This window comes from Pseudoalteromonas sp. GB43, assembly GCF_054923805.1.
Genome location: NZ_JBPCHJ010000001.1, coordinates 1,973,527 through 1,990,697 on the forward strand (window position 1 = coordinate 1,973,527; position 17,171 = coordinate 1,990,697).

At 41.9% G+C, this 17,171-nt stretch carries 16 protein-coding genes and 3 pseudogenes; 9 read left to right on the forward strand and 10 right to left on the reverse strand.

Annotated elements, in window-relative coordinates; translation table 11 throughout:
• On the forward strand, window positions 1–885 hold the full coding sequence (locus ACRWSG_RS09475; protein WP_462166142.1) for an SMP-30/gluconolactonase/LRE family protein: 885 nt from the start codon (window positions 1–3) through the stop codon (window positions 883–885).
• On the opposite strand, the gene ACRWSG_RS09480 is transcribed toward ACRWSG_RS09475, so the two are convergent.
• The 3 genes from ACRWSG_RS09480 to ACRWSG_RS09490 are packed head-to-tail and all read right to left on the reverse strand — an operon-like array spanning window position 880 to window position 3,174.
• A complete protein-coding gene (locus ACRWSG_RS09480; protein WP_063700873.1) occupies window positions 880–1,767 on the reverse strand; it encodes a LysR family transcriptional regulator in 888 nt (295 codons plus the stop codon). The genes ACRWSG_RS09475 and ACRWSG_RS09480 overlap by 6 nt on opposite strands.
• 54 nt (window positions 1,768–1,821) lie before the next feature.
• Window positions 1,822–2,688, reverse strand: coding sequence for a pirin family protein (locus ACRWSG_RS09485; RefSeq protein WP_337116659.1), 867 nt, complete (start codon window positions 2,686–2,688; stop codon window positions 1,822–1,824).
• 60 nt (window positions 2,689–2,748) lie between these two features.
• Window positions 2,749–3,174 carry a DoxX family protein gene (locus tag ACRWSG_RS09490; RefSeq protein WP_054562973.1) on the reverse strand — a complete coding sequence of 142 codons (426 nt, stop codon included), beginning with the start codon at window positions 3,172–3,174 and terminating at the stop codon, window positions 2,749–2,751.
• 128 nt (window positions 3,175–3,302) lie between these two features.
• On the opposite strand from ACRWSG_RS09490, the gene ACRWSG_RS09495 reads away from it, so the two are divergent.
• Together ACRWSG_RS09495 and ACRWSG_RS09500 are read left to right on the forward strand one after the other, a co-directional pair.
• Complete coding sequence (locus ACRWSG_RS09495; RefSeq protein WP_462166144.1) at window positions 3,303–3,602, forward strand: hypothetical protein; 300 nt, start codon at window positions 3,303–3,305, stop codon at window positions 3,600–3,602.
• A complete protein-coding gene (locus ACRWSG_RS09500; protein WP_462166145.1) occupies window positions 3,580–3,840 on the forward strand; it encodes a hypothetical protein in 261 nt (86 codons plus the stop codon). Before ACRWSG_RS09495 ends, ACRWSG_RS09500 begins: the two co-directional genes overlap by 23 nt.
• A gap of 27 nt (window positions 3,841–3,867) precedes the next feature.
• Here ACRWSG_RS09500 and ACRWSG_RS09505 read toward each other — a convergent pair whose 3' ends face one another.
• The 6 genes and pseudogenes from ACRWSG_RS09505 to ACRWSG_RS09530 all read right to left on the reverse strand — a co-directional run bounded on the left by ACRWSG_RS09505 (window position 3,868) and on the right by ACRWSG_RS09530 (window position 8,575).
• The gene (locus tag ACRWSG_RS09505) at window positions 3,868–4,710 is read right to left on the reverse strand and encodes a DUF4198 domain-containing protein (RefSeq protein ID WP_462166146.1); all 843 of its coding nucleotides are present in this window, start codon (window positions 4,708–4,710) and stop codon (window positions 3,868–3,870) included.
• A gap of 9 nt (window positions 4,711–4,719) precedes the next feature.
• Window positions 4,720–5,220 (reverse strand): DUF2271 domain-containing protein, encoded by a 501-nt coding sequence (locus tag ACRWSG_RS09510; RefSeq protein WP_462166148.1) that lies wholly within the window; start codon window positions 5,218–5,220, stop codon window positions 4,720–4,722.
• Window positions 5,220–5,852, reverse strand: a complete 633-nt coding sequence (locus ACRWSG_RS09515) for a PepSY-associated TM helix domain-containing protein (RefSeq protein WP_054552295.1) — start codon at window positions 5,850–5,852, stop codon at window positions 5,220–5,222. Before ACRWSG_RS09515 ends, ACRWSG_RS09510 begins: the two co-directional genes overlap by 1 nt.
• A 196-nt stretch (window positions 5,853–6,048) precedes the next feature.
• Window positions 6,049–6,438 (reverse strand): annotated as a pseudogene (locus tag ACRWSG_RS09520) (YbaN family protein); the annotation flags it as partial.
• Window positions 6,439–6,662: 224 nt separating this feature from the next.
• Window positions 6,663–7,984: pseudogene (locus ACRWSG_RS09525) on the reverse strand (porin).
• A gap of 105 nt (window positions 7,985–8,089) precedes the next feature.
• Window positions 8,090–8,575: a MarR family winged helix-turn-helix transcriptional regulator gene (locus tag ACRWSG_RS09530; RefSeq protein WP_138619611.1), complete on the reverse strand. Its 486-nt coding sequence runs from the start codon at window positions 8,573–8,575 to the stop codon at window positions 8,090–8,092.
• A gap of 329 nt (window positions 8,576–8,904) precedes the next feature.
• Between ACRWSG_RS09530 and ACRWSG_RS09535 the strand changes: the two genes are divergently transcribed.
• From ACRWSG_RS09535 to ACRWSG_RS09555, 5 genes and pseudogenes are all read left to right on the forward strand, one after another.
• On the forward strand, window positions 8,905–9,756 hold the full coding sequence (locus ACRWSG_RS09535; RefSeq protein ID WP_138599104.1) for a D-hexose-6-phosphate mutarotase: 852 nt from the start codon (window positions 8,905–8,907) through the stop codon (window positions 9,754–9,756).
• Window positions 9,757–9,824: 68 nt separating this feature from the next.
• Entirely contained in the window at window positions 9,825–10,358 is a 534-nt protein-coding gene (locus ACRWSG_RS09540) for a PH domain-containing protein (protein WP_054552299.1), read from the forward strand.
• Window positions 10,321–11,883, forward strand: coding sequence for a PH domain-containing protein (locus ACRWSG_RS09545; RefSeq protein WP_228482630.1), 1,563 nt, complete (start codon window positions 10,321–10,323; stop codon window positions 11,881–11,883). The genes ACRWSG_RS09540 and ACRWSG_RS09545 overlap by 38 nt, the downstream gene beginning before the upstream one ends.
• A 79-nt stretch (window positions 11,884–11,962) precedes the next feature.
• The gene (locus ACRWSG_RS09550) at window positions 11,963–12,205 is read left to right on the forward strand and encodes a hypothetical protein (RefSeq protein ID WP_054552301.1); all 243 of its coding nucleotides are present in this window, start codon (window positions 11,963–11,965) and stop codon (window positions 12,203–12,205) included.
• An 85-nt stretch (window positions 12,206–12,290) separates the two neighbouring features.
• Window positions 12,291–15,114: pseudogene (locus ACRWSG_RS09555) on the forward strand (TolB family protein).
• 1 nt (window position 15,115) lies between these two features.
• Here the strand turns inward: ACRWSG_RS09555 and ACRWSG_RS09560 are convergent.
• A complete protein-coding gene (locus ACRWSG_RS09560) occupies window positions 15,116–16,255 on the reverse strand; it encodes a tetratricopeptide repeat protein (protein ID WP_462166149.1) in 1,140 nt (379 codons plus the stop codon).
• Window positions 16,256–16,526: 271 nt separating this feature from the next.
• Between ACRWSG_RS09560 and ACRWSG_RS09565 the strand changes: the two genes are divergently transcribed.
• On the forward strand, window positions 16,527–17,141 hold the full coding sequence (locus tag ACRWSG_RS09565; RefSeq protein WP_138619614.1) for a PQ-loop domain-containing transporter: 615 nt from the start codon (window positions 16,527–16,529) through the stop codon (window positions 17,139–17,141).
• The last annotated feature ends 30 nt before the right edge of the window (window positions 17,142–17,171 follow it).

Here is a 17,171-nt window from a genome sequence, read left to right on the forward strand (position 1 = left end):
ATGAAGCCAATGCTCGATGACACCATTAAAATAGTCATTTCTAGCCAATGCCAATTAGGTGAAGGTGCCTATTTTGCAAAGGCGCATAACTGTTTATTTTGGGTCGATATTTTAGGGCAGCGTTTGTTTCGTTTGCATTGTCAATCAATGCGCGTTAGCCAGTTTACCATGCCAGAACCAATTTGTTGGGTGATGGAAACCGAGCAAGCAGAGTTAGTTGCAGGCTTTGCCAAAGGCGTTTATAAGCTAAATAGCGAAGACTTTAGTCGCGAACTACTTTATGCAATTGATCACGAACCCTCTCAAAACCGCTTAAACGATGGCAAAACGTCTCGCCAAGGCTTTGGCTTTTTCGGCTCAATGGACTCTCAAGAGCAAACCAATAGTGGCAAGTTATACCGTTTTGGTCATGGTCAGGCTCCAACAGCAGTTGATCATGACTACACGATTAGCAATGGCCCCGCGGTAAGTAAAAATGGCCAGTTTCTATATTCTACAGACTCAGATAAACAAACAATCTACCGCTTTACTCTGAATGAGCATGGCGAGCTTGCTGATAAGCACGAGTTTATTCGCTTTACTGATAATATGGGTTTTCCTGATGGTATGACCGTTGATAGCGAAGATCATCTGTGGGTTGCTGCATGGAATGGTTATGGCGTGTATCGTTTTGCTCCAAGCGGTGAGCAGGTGCAGTTTATTCGCTTGCCCGCCCCACGTGTTACGAGTGTCGCATTTGTTGGTGAAGAGCTCACGCATCTCGCGGTGACAACAGCGGCAGTAGGGCTCGAAGACTCAGTACTCGCTGATTACCCGCACAGTGGTGGCGTGTTTATTCTTGAGCCGGGCATTAAAGGAATTGCTGAAACGCCCTTGAAGCTATAGATTTTCCATCACTTGATAACGCAACTCGCCAAGAAATGCGCGTGCTGCCGGGCCCAGTTTGTCACCGTCTTTAAAGAGCAAATGTAATTTAGCGCTGCGACTGCTGTTATGGGTTAAATTAAGAGCTTTCATTTGCCCAGTCGCAAGTTGTTTTTCTATCGCGACTTTTGGTAACCACGCAAAGCCCAGTCCATTACTGATCATATCAATCGACGTGCGCATATGAGTGACGGTCCAGCGCTGATCGGCACCTAACCAGCCACCATCTTGTTTGTGCTTATTCGCTGAATCGCGAACCACAATTTGGCGATGTGATTTTAAATCTTCGAGGGTGATTTCACGCTCTATCGCATGCAAAGGGTGATCTGGATGGGCGACGGCAATAAACTCGATATCACATAACTCTTCATGAAAGTTTGCCGCAATTGGAAAGCCGGTAATGGCAATATCAACCTGATCGTTTTCAAGCAGTTCATTGCCCCCCATTAGTACAGACTCATGCAACTCAATACGCAGTTGCGGGTATTGCGATGACGTGTCGTTAAGTACTTTATAAAGCAATTGTTGTGGGAAAATAGCATCAACGGCAATGCGTAACTTACTTTCGATACCCTCCCCCAAGGTTTGCCCAATAGCCTCAACCTTAGCGGCTTCATCGAGTAAGTAATTGGCACGCCGTAGCATCATTTCGCCGGCTTCAGTGAGCACGGTTTTGCGGCCTTGAATGCTGAATAATTTTACATTGAGTGCAGATTCAATTTTACCAACCGCATTATGAATACTCGATTGGCTTTTATGAATGCCTTGTGAGGCCTGGTTAAAGCCTCCAAATTCAACAACAGCACGAAACATGCGCCACTGTTCTAGCGTAATTCTTAGCATGATGTTCCTTTGCTTACTTAACTGCCTAATAGTACCTGTAAATGCTGAAAAAGTTTACTTTTTAGCAGTGGGCAACTCAATATACTCAAGCTCATCACCAGGAATGCTTGCAAAGCGCTGTGCTTGCCAATCTTGTTTTGCTTGCTCTATGCGCTCTTTGCTGTAAGCGACAAAATTCCAGTGTAAATACGGGACTTTATTAAATTTACTGCCACCAAGTAAAATAAAGCGGCTGTGCACCAGTGTCGTTATTTCGTGTTCGCTGTCATCAAGTAGCACAAAGTCGCCTTGGGTATAGCGAGTATCACCCACACTAATTTCACCATAAATAACATACACGGCGGTTTCATGATGAGGATGCGGTTTAGTAATATGGCTACCTTGCTCGGCTACCGTATCGACATAAAACATCGGTGAGTAGTTTTTCACCGGGGAGCTTAAACCATAGGCATCACCGACAATGAGTCGCATCAGCACGCCTTTTTCGATTTTCTCAGGCAGCTGCTGTTTTTTGATATGCTCAAAGCGTGGTGCTATTTCGGTCATGCTCTCAGGTAAAGCAACCCAGCATTGCAGACCATTAATGTCGTGCTCACTCGCCCGTACTTCAAGGCTTTCTCTTTCTGAGTGCACTATCCCGCGACCTGCGGTCATCCAGTTTACATCGCCGGGCTCTATTTGCAGGCTATTACCTAGCGAATCGCGATGGTAAATACTGCCAGTAAATAAATAAGTGAGCGTTGACAGGCCAATATGAGGGTGGGGCCTCACATTTATGCCTTCACCGCGAGGAAAGTGATTCGGCCCCATGTGGTCAAAAAAGATAAATGGGCCAACCATTTTTTTGTCAAAATGAGGCAAGATGCGTTTTACATCGAGCCCACCAATATCATGGCTGGTTGCTGTTAATAACGTTGCCATATTCGCGCCCTCTTAAAAACAAATTCAGCCAACAACCTAGGTTATTGGCTGGGGTAAATGTTATGCCTGACTACGTTTTAACACTAGTTGATCTAGGCTGATTTTGCCTGCACCGACACTGGCCAATGCTAAAAAGCCGCCTGCCATTGCAATGTTTTTGTAGAACATTAAAAACTGCATTTGATCATCAAGTTGAAAGTGGAATAACAAAGCACTCACTAGGCTGAAACCAGCAAAAGCGACAGCGGTTAGTTGTGTTAAAAAGCCCAGTAAAATAAATAATCCGCCAACAATTTCAAAGGCAATCACAAACGGCAGTAAGAACTCTGGTAAACCTACTGATGCCATGTACTGTGCTGTTGCATCAAAGAATTCTATTTTGCTAAAGCCGGTTAGTAAAAAGATGGCCGATAAACCAATACGTGCCAATAAAGTGCTAATATTTTGTAAGTGTGGTTGAGCTGAGATTAAAGTAAAAAGTTTCATAGTAGGTATCCTGTTTAGTTAAGCAGTGTGTCTGCGATGGAGTAACTATAGATTCACTTTAAAAGAATTAAAAATTGTAAAATTAGCGTTTATCATTCTTTAAAAAAGAATTTAAAAGGAGGTTGAATATGAAGTTGTTGTTATTAATAGGGTTTTGTTTTTCGGTGGTTACGAGTAGCTTGGTGTTTGCCGAACAAAATTTACCAAATAGTCGTCATTATGAGTTGCTAGCTTCAGATATTGCGGTGCAGCAAAGCTGGCAAGTTAAAGACACAATTAAAGGTTATGAGATGCTGGAATATCAAATTAACCTTAATAAAGGCGCTATCTTAACGGTTGATTTTACACCTTCAAACTCTAGCAACTATTTTAATATTTTACCGAAAGGCAACCCAACCGCTTTGTTTGTTAATTACAGCAAAAGGTGATCATGCTGAGCTTACAATTCCTGATAATGGCGATTATGTGATTCGGGTATTTTTGATGCGCAATGCCGCGCGCCGTGATGAGCAAAGTGAATTTACTGCCGATATCAGCGTCGTAAAAAGTACATTAAAAGGCATGCACCCAAGCTGGGATGTTGATGGTGATGGGGTAAATGATTGCGAGAAAGACGGTAGCTGCGATCACACGGTTGACTACAGTCTTCCTCGAAAGTCGAATTAGGCCTTTATTGAGGCCTAATCAGCTGTATTATTCAGGCGCTACTTCAAGCGTTGTGAATAATGAGTAGCGTACGTTATCGATATCTGCTTCTGTTGGTTTTTGATCAACAGATGCTTCAATTAGATACATATCGGCGTGAGCGAAAGTCACCGTAAAGAAGCCTTTTTTATCGGTTGTTACTTTCACTTCATCACGTTCATTGCGGTAGCGTGCACTACCACGAACAATAGCAAGCTCAACGTCAGCAGCTGGTTTGCCATCCATTAATAATTGGAACTTAGCTTCTTCACCAGCAAATAGATCGTTCGGGTGAGTAGGGCCTGAAATTTCTAGGCCTTGACCAAGTAATGTTGGCTTAGAAGTGCCATTACGGCTAACGAAGGTATCAACTGTTGCGATTGATTTTACAGTGCGCACGTCGGTTGCACCTGCTGGTAGATCTGCTTCTTTTTTACCTGCGAACACACGACCGCGATTGCCGTCTTTATCTTTATAGAAAGTCATCAGCATTGGTTTTTGCTGCATAGCAATATGGTAAGTACCGTCTTGCGTTAAACTTACTGCAGCAGAATTTTTGCGTTTTAAGTAGTATGCACGAATTGTTTCTTCAACCGGTTTACCATCTGGAGCAAGAGCAATTAATAGGTTGTCGTCATACTCAGCGCCTTTTTGTTTTGGGCGGTATGCTTTATCTGGGCTAAATAACTCATTAGAAATACTGGCATCGATCATCACGTAGTGAGTTTTCTCACCAGATAAAGAAGTGTGAGATGGCATTAACCAACGGGCATGTGCTTGTGCGTAGCCAGATGCAAGTGCTGTGAAGGTCACAGCGCCGATCAGCGCTGTTTTTAATAATTTTAATTTCATTGTTTGTCCTTAATTACTGGTAATGGTAACAAAGCTAGTCGCGAACTCTTTTTCGCCTTTAATTGTGACTTTGCCGTCTTTTGTTAAGTCGATTTCAACGCGGGTGTAATCTGGACCACCTTCTTCACGTACAACTTCAACATTAAGTAGGTAGCTGCCAGGTTTAACTGGATTACCTTTTAAATCTTTACCTTGCCATTCAATCGTATAAGTACCTGGGCGTTTTGTTGCACCTGTCACACCATCAAAGTTGTCGTTGCTACGACCGGCTTTTCGCCACCACTGACGTAAGTCTTTAAACCATTCAGCTTTTTCGACCCAAAGTGCAATCGTGGTAACGTGTTTACGTTCAGGTGTTTCTAGCCATAACGCCACGTAAGGGCGATGATATGGAGAAACATCTAGCTCAGGTAAGGTAAATTCAACGGTGAGGTTGGGATCTTTTGCAAAGCTCAGTGGGCTGAATAAACAGCCAATTAGTAGAGCAACGAGTAAGTGGGCTTGTTTCATTAAGATACTCCTTTAAGTTGAGGCACCCAAACTAGATAAATAACCAAAGGCGTGGCAACACCAAGAAGCGTTAACCAAAGACCTGCGGCACGTTTTTTACGGTTTTGAAAGAGAATAAATAATCCGGTGACAGCAAACAGAATCATCAAAACAGCTGAAATATCAATCACCCAGCTCCATGCTTCACCTGTATGGCGGCCTTTGTGTAAGTCGCCGATCAGACTCATAAAGCCACCGGTTTGATAATCAATATTAAGTTCACCGGTTTGAAAATCGATTTCGGCGTAGGCAAAGCCAGCCGGAAGCGGGTAGTCGAGCATCACCAAGGCATCTTCTTTTTCCCACTCAATACTTTTTACATTGCTGAGTGAAAACTGCTGTTGCATGTATTGTTCTATTTCAGGGTAAAGGCTTGGCAATGTGTCGAGGTTTGTTTGCGCTTTTTCAAATAACTCAGCAGAAACAAGTAGTTGGTTCTGACCATTATGTTTATCATTTTCGAGCCAACTAACGTGGTTAAGGATGATGCCGCTGACACAAAATAAAATAAGTAAAAAGAATAAGGCCGTTGAAAGGTATATATGCAAGGCACGGCTAACGCTATAAAAGTTGCGTTTGTTAAATGAGAACATAATGCGGTTTATTCGTTAAAGATACAAATATGATAATGATTTGTATTACTGATAACAAGCAGGTTTACGTTCTTTACATTTCTTTGTGCTAGAAATGAATAGCGAGATAAGCCATAACTGCTAGCTGCGAGCTGAGAAAACAGGCAAGCAACATCAAGCGCATCTGTGTGGTTATATTAACTTGAATTAGGGTTGGTTTATTGGGCGCAGATGGGCGGTTAATTAAATAGGCTAATACGCTCAATTCAATCACTGCCACAAGATACATCACCCAAATTGGCGCGGTACTTTGTAGTAAAAAAGCATATCCGATAGCCATACCAAAACCTGCTAATAACTTAGCGCGGGTAGGGACAACCTTATGCTCTTGCCAAAACCTTAACGGTTGGCCGTATCTTGGGTGGTTTAGCAGCCAGGCAGAAAGCTTGGGTGATGAGCGGGTAAAGCACGCCAATGCTAGTATAAAAAAGATAGTCGTAGGCATCACAGGTAATGCAATACCTATGATACCTAAACCCACCATCAATAACCCGAGTAATTGATAGCAGCCATTTTTATAGGCGTTAAACGCCGCTCTCACATTCATCAATAAAGTTGGGCCTGATAAAACTTAAATCGTTGTAGTGCTTGCTCGATACCTATGATCAAGGTGGTTTGTATTTATTGGTTTTAGCAACATAGTCTACACCATGTTGTTTATTTAACTTTAGCTCAGCTTAATATTATTAGCTAACACTATAGGTAAACTTACTTCAAACAAATGAAAAGCCCAGTTTAAACTGGGCTTGTAGGTCTTATTTTTGGCTATTTCTAGAAATAATAACCAATATTGATATTGAAGCGAGTTTCAGTGTCGTCGCTGTCGCCAGCAATTGAGCCGCCAACAAATGGTTGGTTTTTCGCTTGTACAAAATCAAAATAAGTGAATAAGCCACCTGCGGCAACAGATACCCCTGTTACATTCATCCATGTATCTTCGCTGTTATCTGACTTGTCATAAATAATGCCGTAGTCATTATAAAACTGCAGGTTTGTTACCGGACCCCACTCTACAGGCAGGCTGTAAGCGATATTGGCATTAGTCATGGTTGCTTCTGCGGCAATGCTATCGTAAAACGCATAAGCACCCACAGCCATACGGTCGACGTTGTCGATATCGTAGTTATACTCACCATGCTGGAGCTGGAAGTTCCATGGGCCAATAGTACTGTTTAAGTGCACAGCCCAAGCGTAGTAATCACCGGCTTTGTCTTCGCCGTCATGCAAACCACCTGATAACGCAGAAACACCTAGCTCGGTGGTGCCGCCGTCATGCTCAAAATGATAGCCATAACGGCCAGAGAAGGTATTGTACTCGCCAATCGGATTGGTTGGTTCGGCATAAACACCTTCATCAGCAGAGCGGAAACCGACAACATCATATGAGTAGCGGTCGCTTCTGTCGCTTACGTAACCATCAACACCACCTAGCTCATCATTTTTGAAAAAGCCGAGATCAATTTGCCAGTTATCAGCAATTTTGCGCTTGAATAGAACACCTAAATCATGATCATCTTCAAGACCTATATAATAAGTAGTGCCAAAGAAATAGTTGTGCGAGTTGTAAAACGCCAGTTACCAAAAGGCACTTTGGTAATACCTGCCTGCACCTGCCAGTCTTCAGCAAAGTCATAGGCTGCATAGGCATATTTAACTGCAGTCATGTAATCGAAAAAACGGATCTCAGCGTTAAGCTGCACATCACCGACATCGCCTGCAAAATTTAGTCTGAAGATGTCAAAGTCGAAGTCGCCACCGCGGTTTTTATTACCATCGTCATAGGATGTATGGCTGAAGTTGGTACGTACTGCACCCCCAACCTTAATGCCAGATTCTTTTTTAGGAGCTTCAACAGCCGCTGTTTGCTGCTCAAGTTGCTTTTGTTGCTTTGCTACTTGTACATCAATTTGCGCTTGTTTCTCGGCTTGTTGCTGTGATTTTTCTTCTGCAGCATCAAGTTTGCTTTGCAGTTGCTGCATTTGCTGTTTCAGTAACTGCAGCTGTTTTTGAAGGTCATCAATTTCAGATGCCTGACTAAGACTTGAAGTTGTGCCCAAGGCTATTGCGAGGGCTAACTTTGATAGTTTAAGCATGAATTTTCGCTAGTGTTGGAATGGGTACTACCAAGCATAGTTGATATTCATGCTGAACCCAAGACTAGCCACAGAAAATTAATATTAATCAATCAGTTTTAATTTTTACTGTGGTTCTAATGTCTTGGTGATTGCGCCAACTTCAAGTAGTGGTGAAGCATCAAGCTGATCTGCATCCATCATTGCGGCAATACGTTGCATTGATGAAAGTAATAAGCTTTGCTCCCACTCTTCAAGTGCAGAGAACTTTTCAATGAAGTGTTCTTGCAGAGGCTGAGGTGCTTGATCTAGTAGCTGTTTACCCGCTTCTGTTAGATGCAAACTAACTCGGCGTTTATCTAATTGGCTACGTACACGAGTGATCAGGTTACGGTTTTCTATACGGTCTAAGATATTGGTAACCGTCGCTGGGCTTAGATTTACATTTTGTGCAATGCGACTAGCGGTGATGCCATCGGTTTGTGCAACCTCGTTCATAATCAGTAATTGTGGGCCTGTTAAGCCTGAGGTTTTATTGAGCTGTTTTGAATGAAGGTCGATGGCTCTGATCACTTTGCGCAGCGACACTAGTAGCTCGTCATACTTTTGCATGTTTCTGTCTCTTAAATAAGGCGGCGTGGAACAACCGCAATCGCAAAATATTACACATCTAATAAATTGAGTTCAAATAAATAATAACTATGTGGCTTATAATTTGCGGCCATAAAGGTTGTTATCGTGTTTATTTATTAATTAGAGTAGAAATTAAAACATAAAAGTTGAAATTTAGATGGAGTAATTGTTGTTAACACTTAAAATGCAACTACGAGGTGACACCATCACTTTGTAGTAAAACAATTTATACAAATAACTAAATATTATTTACTAAAAGCCACTGCATTGGGTAAGGTGGATTTTTCTTTCATTAAATGGGACGAATTATGAAGTTATCGCCATCAGTTACGATTGAGCAAAGTGAAACCGGGCTTGAATTTATTAAAGTTGCTAGTGAGTTTTGTAGCGCTACTATTTTTCTGCAAGGTGCGCAGATCACTGAGTTCACGCCAACCGATAAAAAGCCACTATTATGGGTCTCAGAATTAGAAGATTACCAAGAAGGCAAAGGTGTGCGAGGCGGTATTCCGATTTGTTGGCCATGGTTCGGAGTAAGCCAACATGAAGGCTGGCCAGCTCATGGTGTTGCTCGCACAAGTTTATGGCGCGCAGAAGAAGTGAAAGAACAAGACGATTCTATTTATATCAGCTTGTCATTACCGATGACGCAAGTTGATGAAAAGTATTGGCCTTATAAAACTAAGTTATTGGCCGAGTTTATTTTAACCTCTAGCTTAGAGCTACGTTTAACAACCACAAACTTAGATAACCAAACTGTACAGTTCACTCAAGCACTGCACACGTATTTCCCAACACCAGCAATTGAAGAAACAAAAGTAGATGGCCTGCAAGGCGCGAAATACATCGAATTTGCTGAAGGTCCATTTGAGCAAAATGAGTTAGTGTCGTTCGCGCGTGAAACAGACATGGTTTACACCGAAGCAAAAGACACTCAGCGTATCATTACACCTGATGGCATTATTGAAGTAGGCCGCGAAAATTCAACATCGTGTGTACTTTGGAACCCATGGATTGATAAATCAAAACGTCTTTCAAATTTTGCTGATGACGAATATCACGTCATGCTGTGTTTAGAAGCGGCTAATGTCCTTGATGATAGTGTTGAACTTGCACCAGGAGCAAGCCACACACTTGCAACAAAACTACGCTGGGTATAATTTATAACATATAATAACTCAGTGTTAGCACGTAAGGCCGGCACAGCTGGCCTTTACAAGGAATTACCGTGTTTAGTAATCAACAAATAGAAACCCTACCAAAGCATCAAACGATTCAATTCCAACCACTTGCAGATAATGCGATATGGCATGTACAACTAAATTGGTTGTTGTTTTATGTGCCTTTAATGGCCGTGATCATTACAGTACGGCACTTTAATCCAGCCATTAGCCAAGCTATTGCTACACCTTGGCTTTTGGTTTTGCCATTGTTGGTAATACTGTCAATGGTTTACAACCTTTACAGCGTTCGCGCCAAAGGGGTGGCAGTAAGAGAGCATGATATTGCCTTTAAGCGAGGTTTAATTTGGCAACAAATCACCTTATTGCCTATTTCTCGTGTGCAACACACCGAAATTCATCGCGGCCCAATTGAGCGAAAGTTAGGACTCGCAACACTCAGGCTTTACAGTGCCGGTGGCATGAGTGCTGATTTACATATCAGTGGGTTAACGGACGAACAATGCAATGATGTCCGCCAGTTCGTGCAAAGTTATGGTGATAATGCAGCAACTCAAGAAAATGAGCTTGCCGATGAGTGATCAACAATGGCAACGCGTGTCGCCATGGGCGCTACTGTATTTTATTGTTCACTTTGCACTGCGCTTCATAAAAGATGGGCTGCTTAATTTACTGCCTATTTTGGTGTTATTTGTTACGCAAGTTGAGCAAAAGCTGTTTTGGGGGCAAATAGCTGTTGCCGTGGCCTCTTTAGTTTTAGTGCTGTATGCCTTTGCTTATTATCGTAATTTTAAATACCGCATAACGGATGGTCACGAAATACTGCTCAATAAAGGGGTATTTAAAAAAGAGCGGCTAACCCTAAAATTTGCTCGAGTACAGAACGTAAACATTGCCGAACCTTTTTATTTTCAGCCAGTTAATTTAGTTAATTGTATTTTCGATGCCGCCGGTAGTAGTGCTCAAGAAGCTGTGATCCCGGGAGTTAAGCTTAGCTATGCCGAGCAAGTTCGTGAACAAGTTATGGAATTTAAGGCTCAGTTACAACAGCAAGAACAGCCGTCTATTGAGCAGAGCGAAGCAACAGATAAACCGAAAACATTAACGATCAGCAATGCTGAAATTGCTAAGTTTGGTTTGATGTCGAACATGGCAATATTGGCATTGGCTGCACTTGCTCCATTTATGAATGTGATTTTTGAGTACCTCGAAAAAACCATTATAAACCGCCTAGAGGCCATACTGAATGAGCAAGCTGCGTTCGTTGGTAGTGCCGCTGCAATCGCTGTGTTAATCATGGTTGTTGCCATTGTTTTATGTGCTATTTTACTTTCTGTTGTCATGGCCTTGGTGCGCTTTTTTAACTTTCAGCTGTATTTTCAGGACGATAAGTTTAAGCGTGTGGCAGGTTTATTTGAGCGCCAGCAACTCTCGATCAGCGTGTCGAAAATTCAAAGTGTGCAAATCAAGCAAAATATTATTGCTCGGCTGCTTAATCGCTATACCTTAATTTGCCCACAAGTGAGTAGTGGTGGTATGGCTGCTGGGGTTGCGGCACATAAAAATAAACAAACGTTAGTGATGCCAGTAATCACCAAAGAGCAAGTGCAAGCCGTGTGTGGCTGGTTATTTCCATGGTTTGTTGATTTAACAGAGCTTAACTTTGTTAAGCCTGAGCGCGCTTTACTTTATAAGAATACGTTTTTATATGTGCTCCTACCTACTATATTTTCTGCTTTAATTTTCAATGCCTTATTTGATGCTGCTACGATGCTGTGGAGCATTGTCGTGGGCTTAGTTTTGATGATCGGTGTGTTTTTGAATTATCAAAAAACGGGTGTGGCTATGTATCAACATGACGGCCGCTTTTTTGCCGTATTTAAAACCGGCATGCTGGGTGTGCAGTATCGTGTTTTTGAAATCTATAAAGCACAAAGTGTCACCACAATAAGCACTTATTTAATGCGCCGATCACAGCTTAAAAGCTTGTATATACAACTTGCTTCTGGTTCAGTATCAATGCCTTATTTAAAAGCAGAGCTGGCTGAGCAGTTTGCTGATTTCGCCCTATATGAAATAGAAGGCGTCGAGCGGAATTGGTTTTAAATGAAAATAATTCTCAATATCATTGACCTGTTTGGGTTTTTGAGTATACTTTCTCAAAAGCTACAGATGGAGGTTCGCAATGATTTATTTACTACCTATTTTAGCTATTTCAGGTGTTGTCGGATTGCTTTGCTATGCTCGCAATAAGAAGGAGTGTAAAGGTCTTTGCGTAAGTTGTGCAGTGACTTGTATTGCTTTGCTTGTGACTGGCGCGATGGCTCTTGCGGGTCTTGGTGCATTGAGAAGCAGTATTATGTTTGCAGCAACAATATTTATTGTTTATCAATTACTAGGCTTGGTTCGCCCACTTAAAATCGAGTAATTTCTTACACTTTTTAACTTAAGCCTTTTTAAAAAGCATCGCATACTAATCCTTAAATTAAATAACTTGCTAATCAAGGATTGTGATGAAAAAAGCCCTGTTAACTGCGGCACTACTTGCTGCTAGCCACGCTTCAAGCCAAGAGACTTGGCAAACTATTCATACCGAGCACTTTAATGTGCATTTTAGTACTGAGAATCAGCAATGGATCCGTTCAGCAGCAACAGAGCTTGAAATTGTTCGTGATAAGGTTTTAAAACAGCAAAACCGTGCCCTTGATGAAGTGGTCGATGTACTAGTTTTCGACCCGTTTAACGCCTCCAATGGCTTTGCTTTGCCGGTGACTAATAAGCCTTTAATGGCTTTGTTTACCACGCCTCCACAATCCGACACGGTGATTTCTAACACCGATGGTTGGCAGCAGTTATTAATTTTGCACGAATATATTCATTTGGTGCACCTTGCTCAGCCTACTCGAAGTGACGTGCGCCAAGCTATTCGTAATAGTTGGGATATTTACGATTTAGTTGATGGCGAAATGCCGCGCTGGGCTGCTGAAGGCTATGCAACGCTGCTTGAGTCGAAAATGACAGGCCGAGGCCGTTTATACGATAACCTTTCAGAAGCAATACTGGTTGAATTTGCCCAGCAAGGTGCGCTGCCACAATATAACCAATTGAGTAGTACCGAAGGAGGCTATTTAGCTGGCTCAATGGCGTATTTAATGGGTTCTCGCTTTCTTGCATGGCTCGAAGAGAACTATTCAGCGCAAACTCTTGATGCAGTTTGGACACGCATGCAAGCGGTTAAAGCACGTGATTTTGATGAGGCCTTTAGCGGGGTATTTGGCGACTCACCTGAGCGCCTATATCGTCGTTTTATTGCCGAATATACTTATAAAGCAATGGCTAAAGAGGTAAGTGAGCAAACACTTACAAGTAAGCTTTGGTTAGAGCTTGATTTATACGCTTCGAACCCTGTTTTAAGTTTAGATAACAGTAAACTTGCGATTGTTGAGCGCAACAAAGATGACGAAACCCGTTTAGTCATTTATAGCACTGATGACAATCAACAGGCTGCCGATGATTTTGCAAAGCAGCAACAAGCGTTACTTGATGATGATCCTGTCGATATCGCAGATAAAGCCCCCAATGTCTTTAAGCGTAAGCAACAACATGTGCTTCAACAAATTAATAGGCAGGGTATAAAAAACCCGCAGTGGTTAGACGAAAATACTTTGTTTTTCACTGCCACAACAACAGTTGCTAAAGGCTCCATTCAAGGTATTTCTGATTTATACCGCTATGATATCGACACTGGTAAAGTGAGCGCTTTGACGCATCATGCAGGGCTGCGCCGCTTTAGTATTAGTGATAACGGGCAAACTGTTTATGCTGAGCAAACTCAGCATGGTTTCTCTGAGCTAGTGCGCCTTGACCTCAATACGGGTGTTTCTACCCCTTTATTTGAGAAAAGCCTAGAAACGGTTTATGACTATCCATTACTAAGCCCTAATAAAGCTCAACTTGCTTATTTAAAAGCGACATTGAATGCCAATTGGCAGTTGTATATACAAGACTTAAGCTCTCAAAAATCACTTACTGTGCCAATGCCTGAGGGCTATCAGTATGTGTCACAACCTAATTGGCAAGCAGATGGCAAAGGGCTATATTTTGTTGCCGGTAAAAAGAAAGCTCTCGATTTATATCATTATGATCTACAAAGCAATTCACTACGCCAATTAACGCAAGGCCAAGAAGCTGTTGCACACCCAATGGCAATGAATAATGGTGAACTTTTGTATTTATCGATCACTGCTGAAGGGCCGAATATCAAGCATTTTGCTGAGCAACCACAAGGATTAGAGGTTGTTGAATTTGCTAAAAGTGCGGCGCCACCACGAGGGCAAGTAACGAGCGAAGTATTACCTGAGGCGAAAATCTATCCGCAAAGCCCAACTGAGCCAGGCGATTATGATATTTGGCAGCAAAAACCAACCTTTTCGTTGGCATCTCAGTACTATTCGGCTTCATCTTCACTGCTTACCCTTGGAGTAAAAAGCAATGACTTTTTAAAGCAGCTCGATTTACAGGCAGGCTATAGTGCTGATTTACATGACAAAGCATTAGAAGGGGTGTTCGCGTACCGTTAAGTACTCAGCGTTTGATTTAAAATTTAAAGCGCTGTTATTTGATTACGACCTTGAATCAGCAAAACAGTACCACTCACAAATGCCACTAAACATTAGTAACACAGGGGCGCATTTAGCTTTGAGTTACCCGTTGCAGTTTCAGCACCTCAGTATTACGCCGAGTTTGAGCTATAACTACAGTGACTTTAGTAATGGGGATGATCAATGGTTAACCCTTGGACTTGAACAAAAATGGCAACATGATAGACAGCAATATGGTTTTGCTCAGTCCGTAAGTGCCCAGTGGCTATCCGGTGATGCTGACTCGAATAATTGGCAGGGCTATAACTTTGCTACCGTATTGAGCGGTTATGCCTATGATATTCCCGTTTATGCTAATTTTGCTCAGCAATATCGCGATGATAGCACCCTTTCGCTTGGTGGTTATGAGTCAAACTTAATTAATAATGACACGCAAAGCGGCTTTGTTGTTGCTCCTGAGCTGCCGTTTATTAGTCAATTAGGTAACCGCTATAAAGGCTATGGCGGGGGCATTAGTTACAAAGATTCATTACCTTGGCTTTACTACCAACAGCATCAGGTCGATAACCGAGTTTATGCGCAAAGTTATGGTCTCAAGTGGCAAGGAGACTTTAGCTTTGGCATGGGGCCTGCAGGTTTAAATGATGTAAACCTTGATTTTGGCGTCGCCCGAGTAGAAGGCGACGACTTTGAAAATGATTTACGCGCTTGGCTAAGCTTTTATTACTCGTTATAAACTAGTGTTGACCTTTTAAGGCGAAAAGCTTGGCGTGATAAAGTGCTAGTTTTTCGTCTTTATTTTCTATCTCAATGGCTTTTTCTAGCCATTCTTTGCTGCTTTGTTCATTACCTTGCTGATAACTTACAATCGCTAATTCTATATAGGGTTCAGATAAATACGGAGCTAATGCGATAGCCTCCTCGAGTTGTTGTTTTGCCTTGTAAAATTGGCCATTGTTACGAGCGTTAATCGCTGTAGCGAGTAACTCGAACGGGTCTTGTCTAAGCATAGCAAGTTGTGAATTGAGCTGCTCTGCCAATACGTGATCATTAAGTTGCTCGGCCAGCACTGCGTAATTATGTAGTAAATTCGTATCTTTAAAGCCATGCTGCATCGCTGTTTGATAAATATGTTTTGCTCCAGCTAAATCACCCGATTGACGATGTAATACGGCAGCTAAATTGTAAAGCGCAGCAGAATTTGGTGTATATTCATTGGCTTTTAAAATATAGCTGTAGCTCAAATCAAATTGGTTAGCAATAAGTGCGTCGCTAGCTAAGTTGCTGTAATAACGGCTAATTAAATCTTTTAGTTCAGCGCGTACGGAATAAAAACTACCACGAGCAGGAAAGTAGTCAATGACAGTACCTGGCGGTACCAAATAATTATCTTCTTCACTTAAAGGGGCATAGACTTTGGTGCGAAAATGGCCTGACACATACACTATATTATTTTGCTTACTATAAACAGGCTCACTTGAGACCGCTTGGAAACCAGTTTTGAGCCCGACTAGTTGCGCGTATGCGTGAGTTAAAATTGCTAAACTGATGCAATTGCCTTGCTCATTTTGTAATGCCTGTTGGGCATTTAAGGTGGCGCTCAAATAATTAAAATTACTGAGCTTATTTTCTAAGTATTGATAAAGAACTTGATCATCTCTTAAATAGTCACCTTGGTGTCTTGTGAAATAGTTAAGGAAGCGCTTTTGTTCCTCGGCTGGTAAGGTAAAAAGTTCAGGGTCTTTTAGTTCAACTTGTTGAAAATGTTCATTGTTTAGTAAGCTGGCAACGCTAGGAGGGGGGGCTGACTGTTGGCTTGTACTCTCGCATCCAGCCAAAAAGGAAAATAAAACAATTACATATAAAATTGGCTTCATAGCTTTTCTCTCCTGAATACTATCCGCTCAATGTACCCATATTGCAGTGACTATTCAAGTCAGTCGTTAGTGTCATCAGCTGTAAACAGCTTGTACGGATATCTTGCCAATAGTCAGTTGTATATTTTTTATTCTTTATTGCATTCTAATACTCTCTCATTACAATGCCGCGCTCTTTTAAATCGCTTTAAAAACAGTTGTTTACTGCGCTTTCATGGGCGATTTATAAATTGCTAACTTATTAACTAAATTGTAACGAGAGAGGTCTGTTTTGGCGCACTTTTTGCCGATTATTTCATGCTTTATTTTAGCGTTTAGCTTTTATCCGCTTTTAAATAAGATCCGTAAAAATCGCAGTGTGTCGGGCGTTTCGCTGTTAATGATGAGCTTTGGTGTTGCGCAAAGTGTGTATTTCATCACCTTTAATCTGTTTTTTCAGCGTTTTTACATGGTTTTGCCGTTTGTTGTTACCGGCATGCTAAGTGGTGTGATTCTTTACTACTTTGTTCGTTACAATGCTGAACGAAAGCAACGCATGCAGCTAGCTGGGTTATTAGCTATCTCGGTCGTGCCTTTTGGTTTGTTGCTTAACCCTCATTATGAAACAGCAACGGTGCTTAACTGGCTAACCTATGTAGGTTTAGTCATGAGCTCTATTCGTGTTATGCCGCAGACTTATAAAACCATTAAAAGTGGTGATATTAGTAATTTAAGTGCGCGCTACTTTAGCCTACAGTTTGTTGCTGGAAGCTGCGGCCTTGCTGCCGAGCTTGCTATGACGACACCGAGTGTGTCTCACATACTGACCTTTGTAATGATTCTACTGACTAATGCAGCGCAACTAGGGTGTATTCAGTATTATAAATCGCGCCCAGCAATGGCTTAAACTAAAAACAAAAGGCTGCCAAGTGGCAGC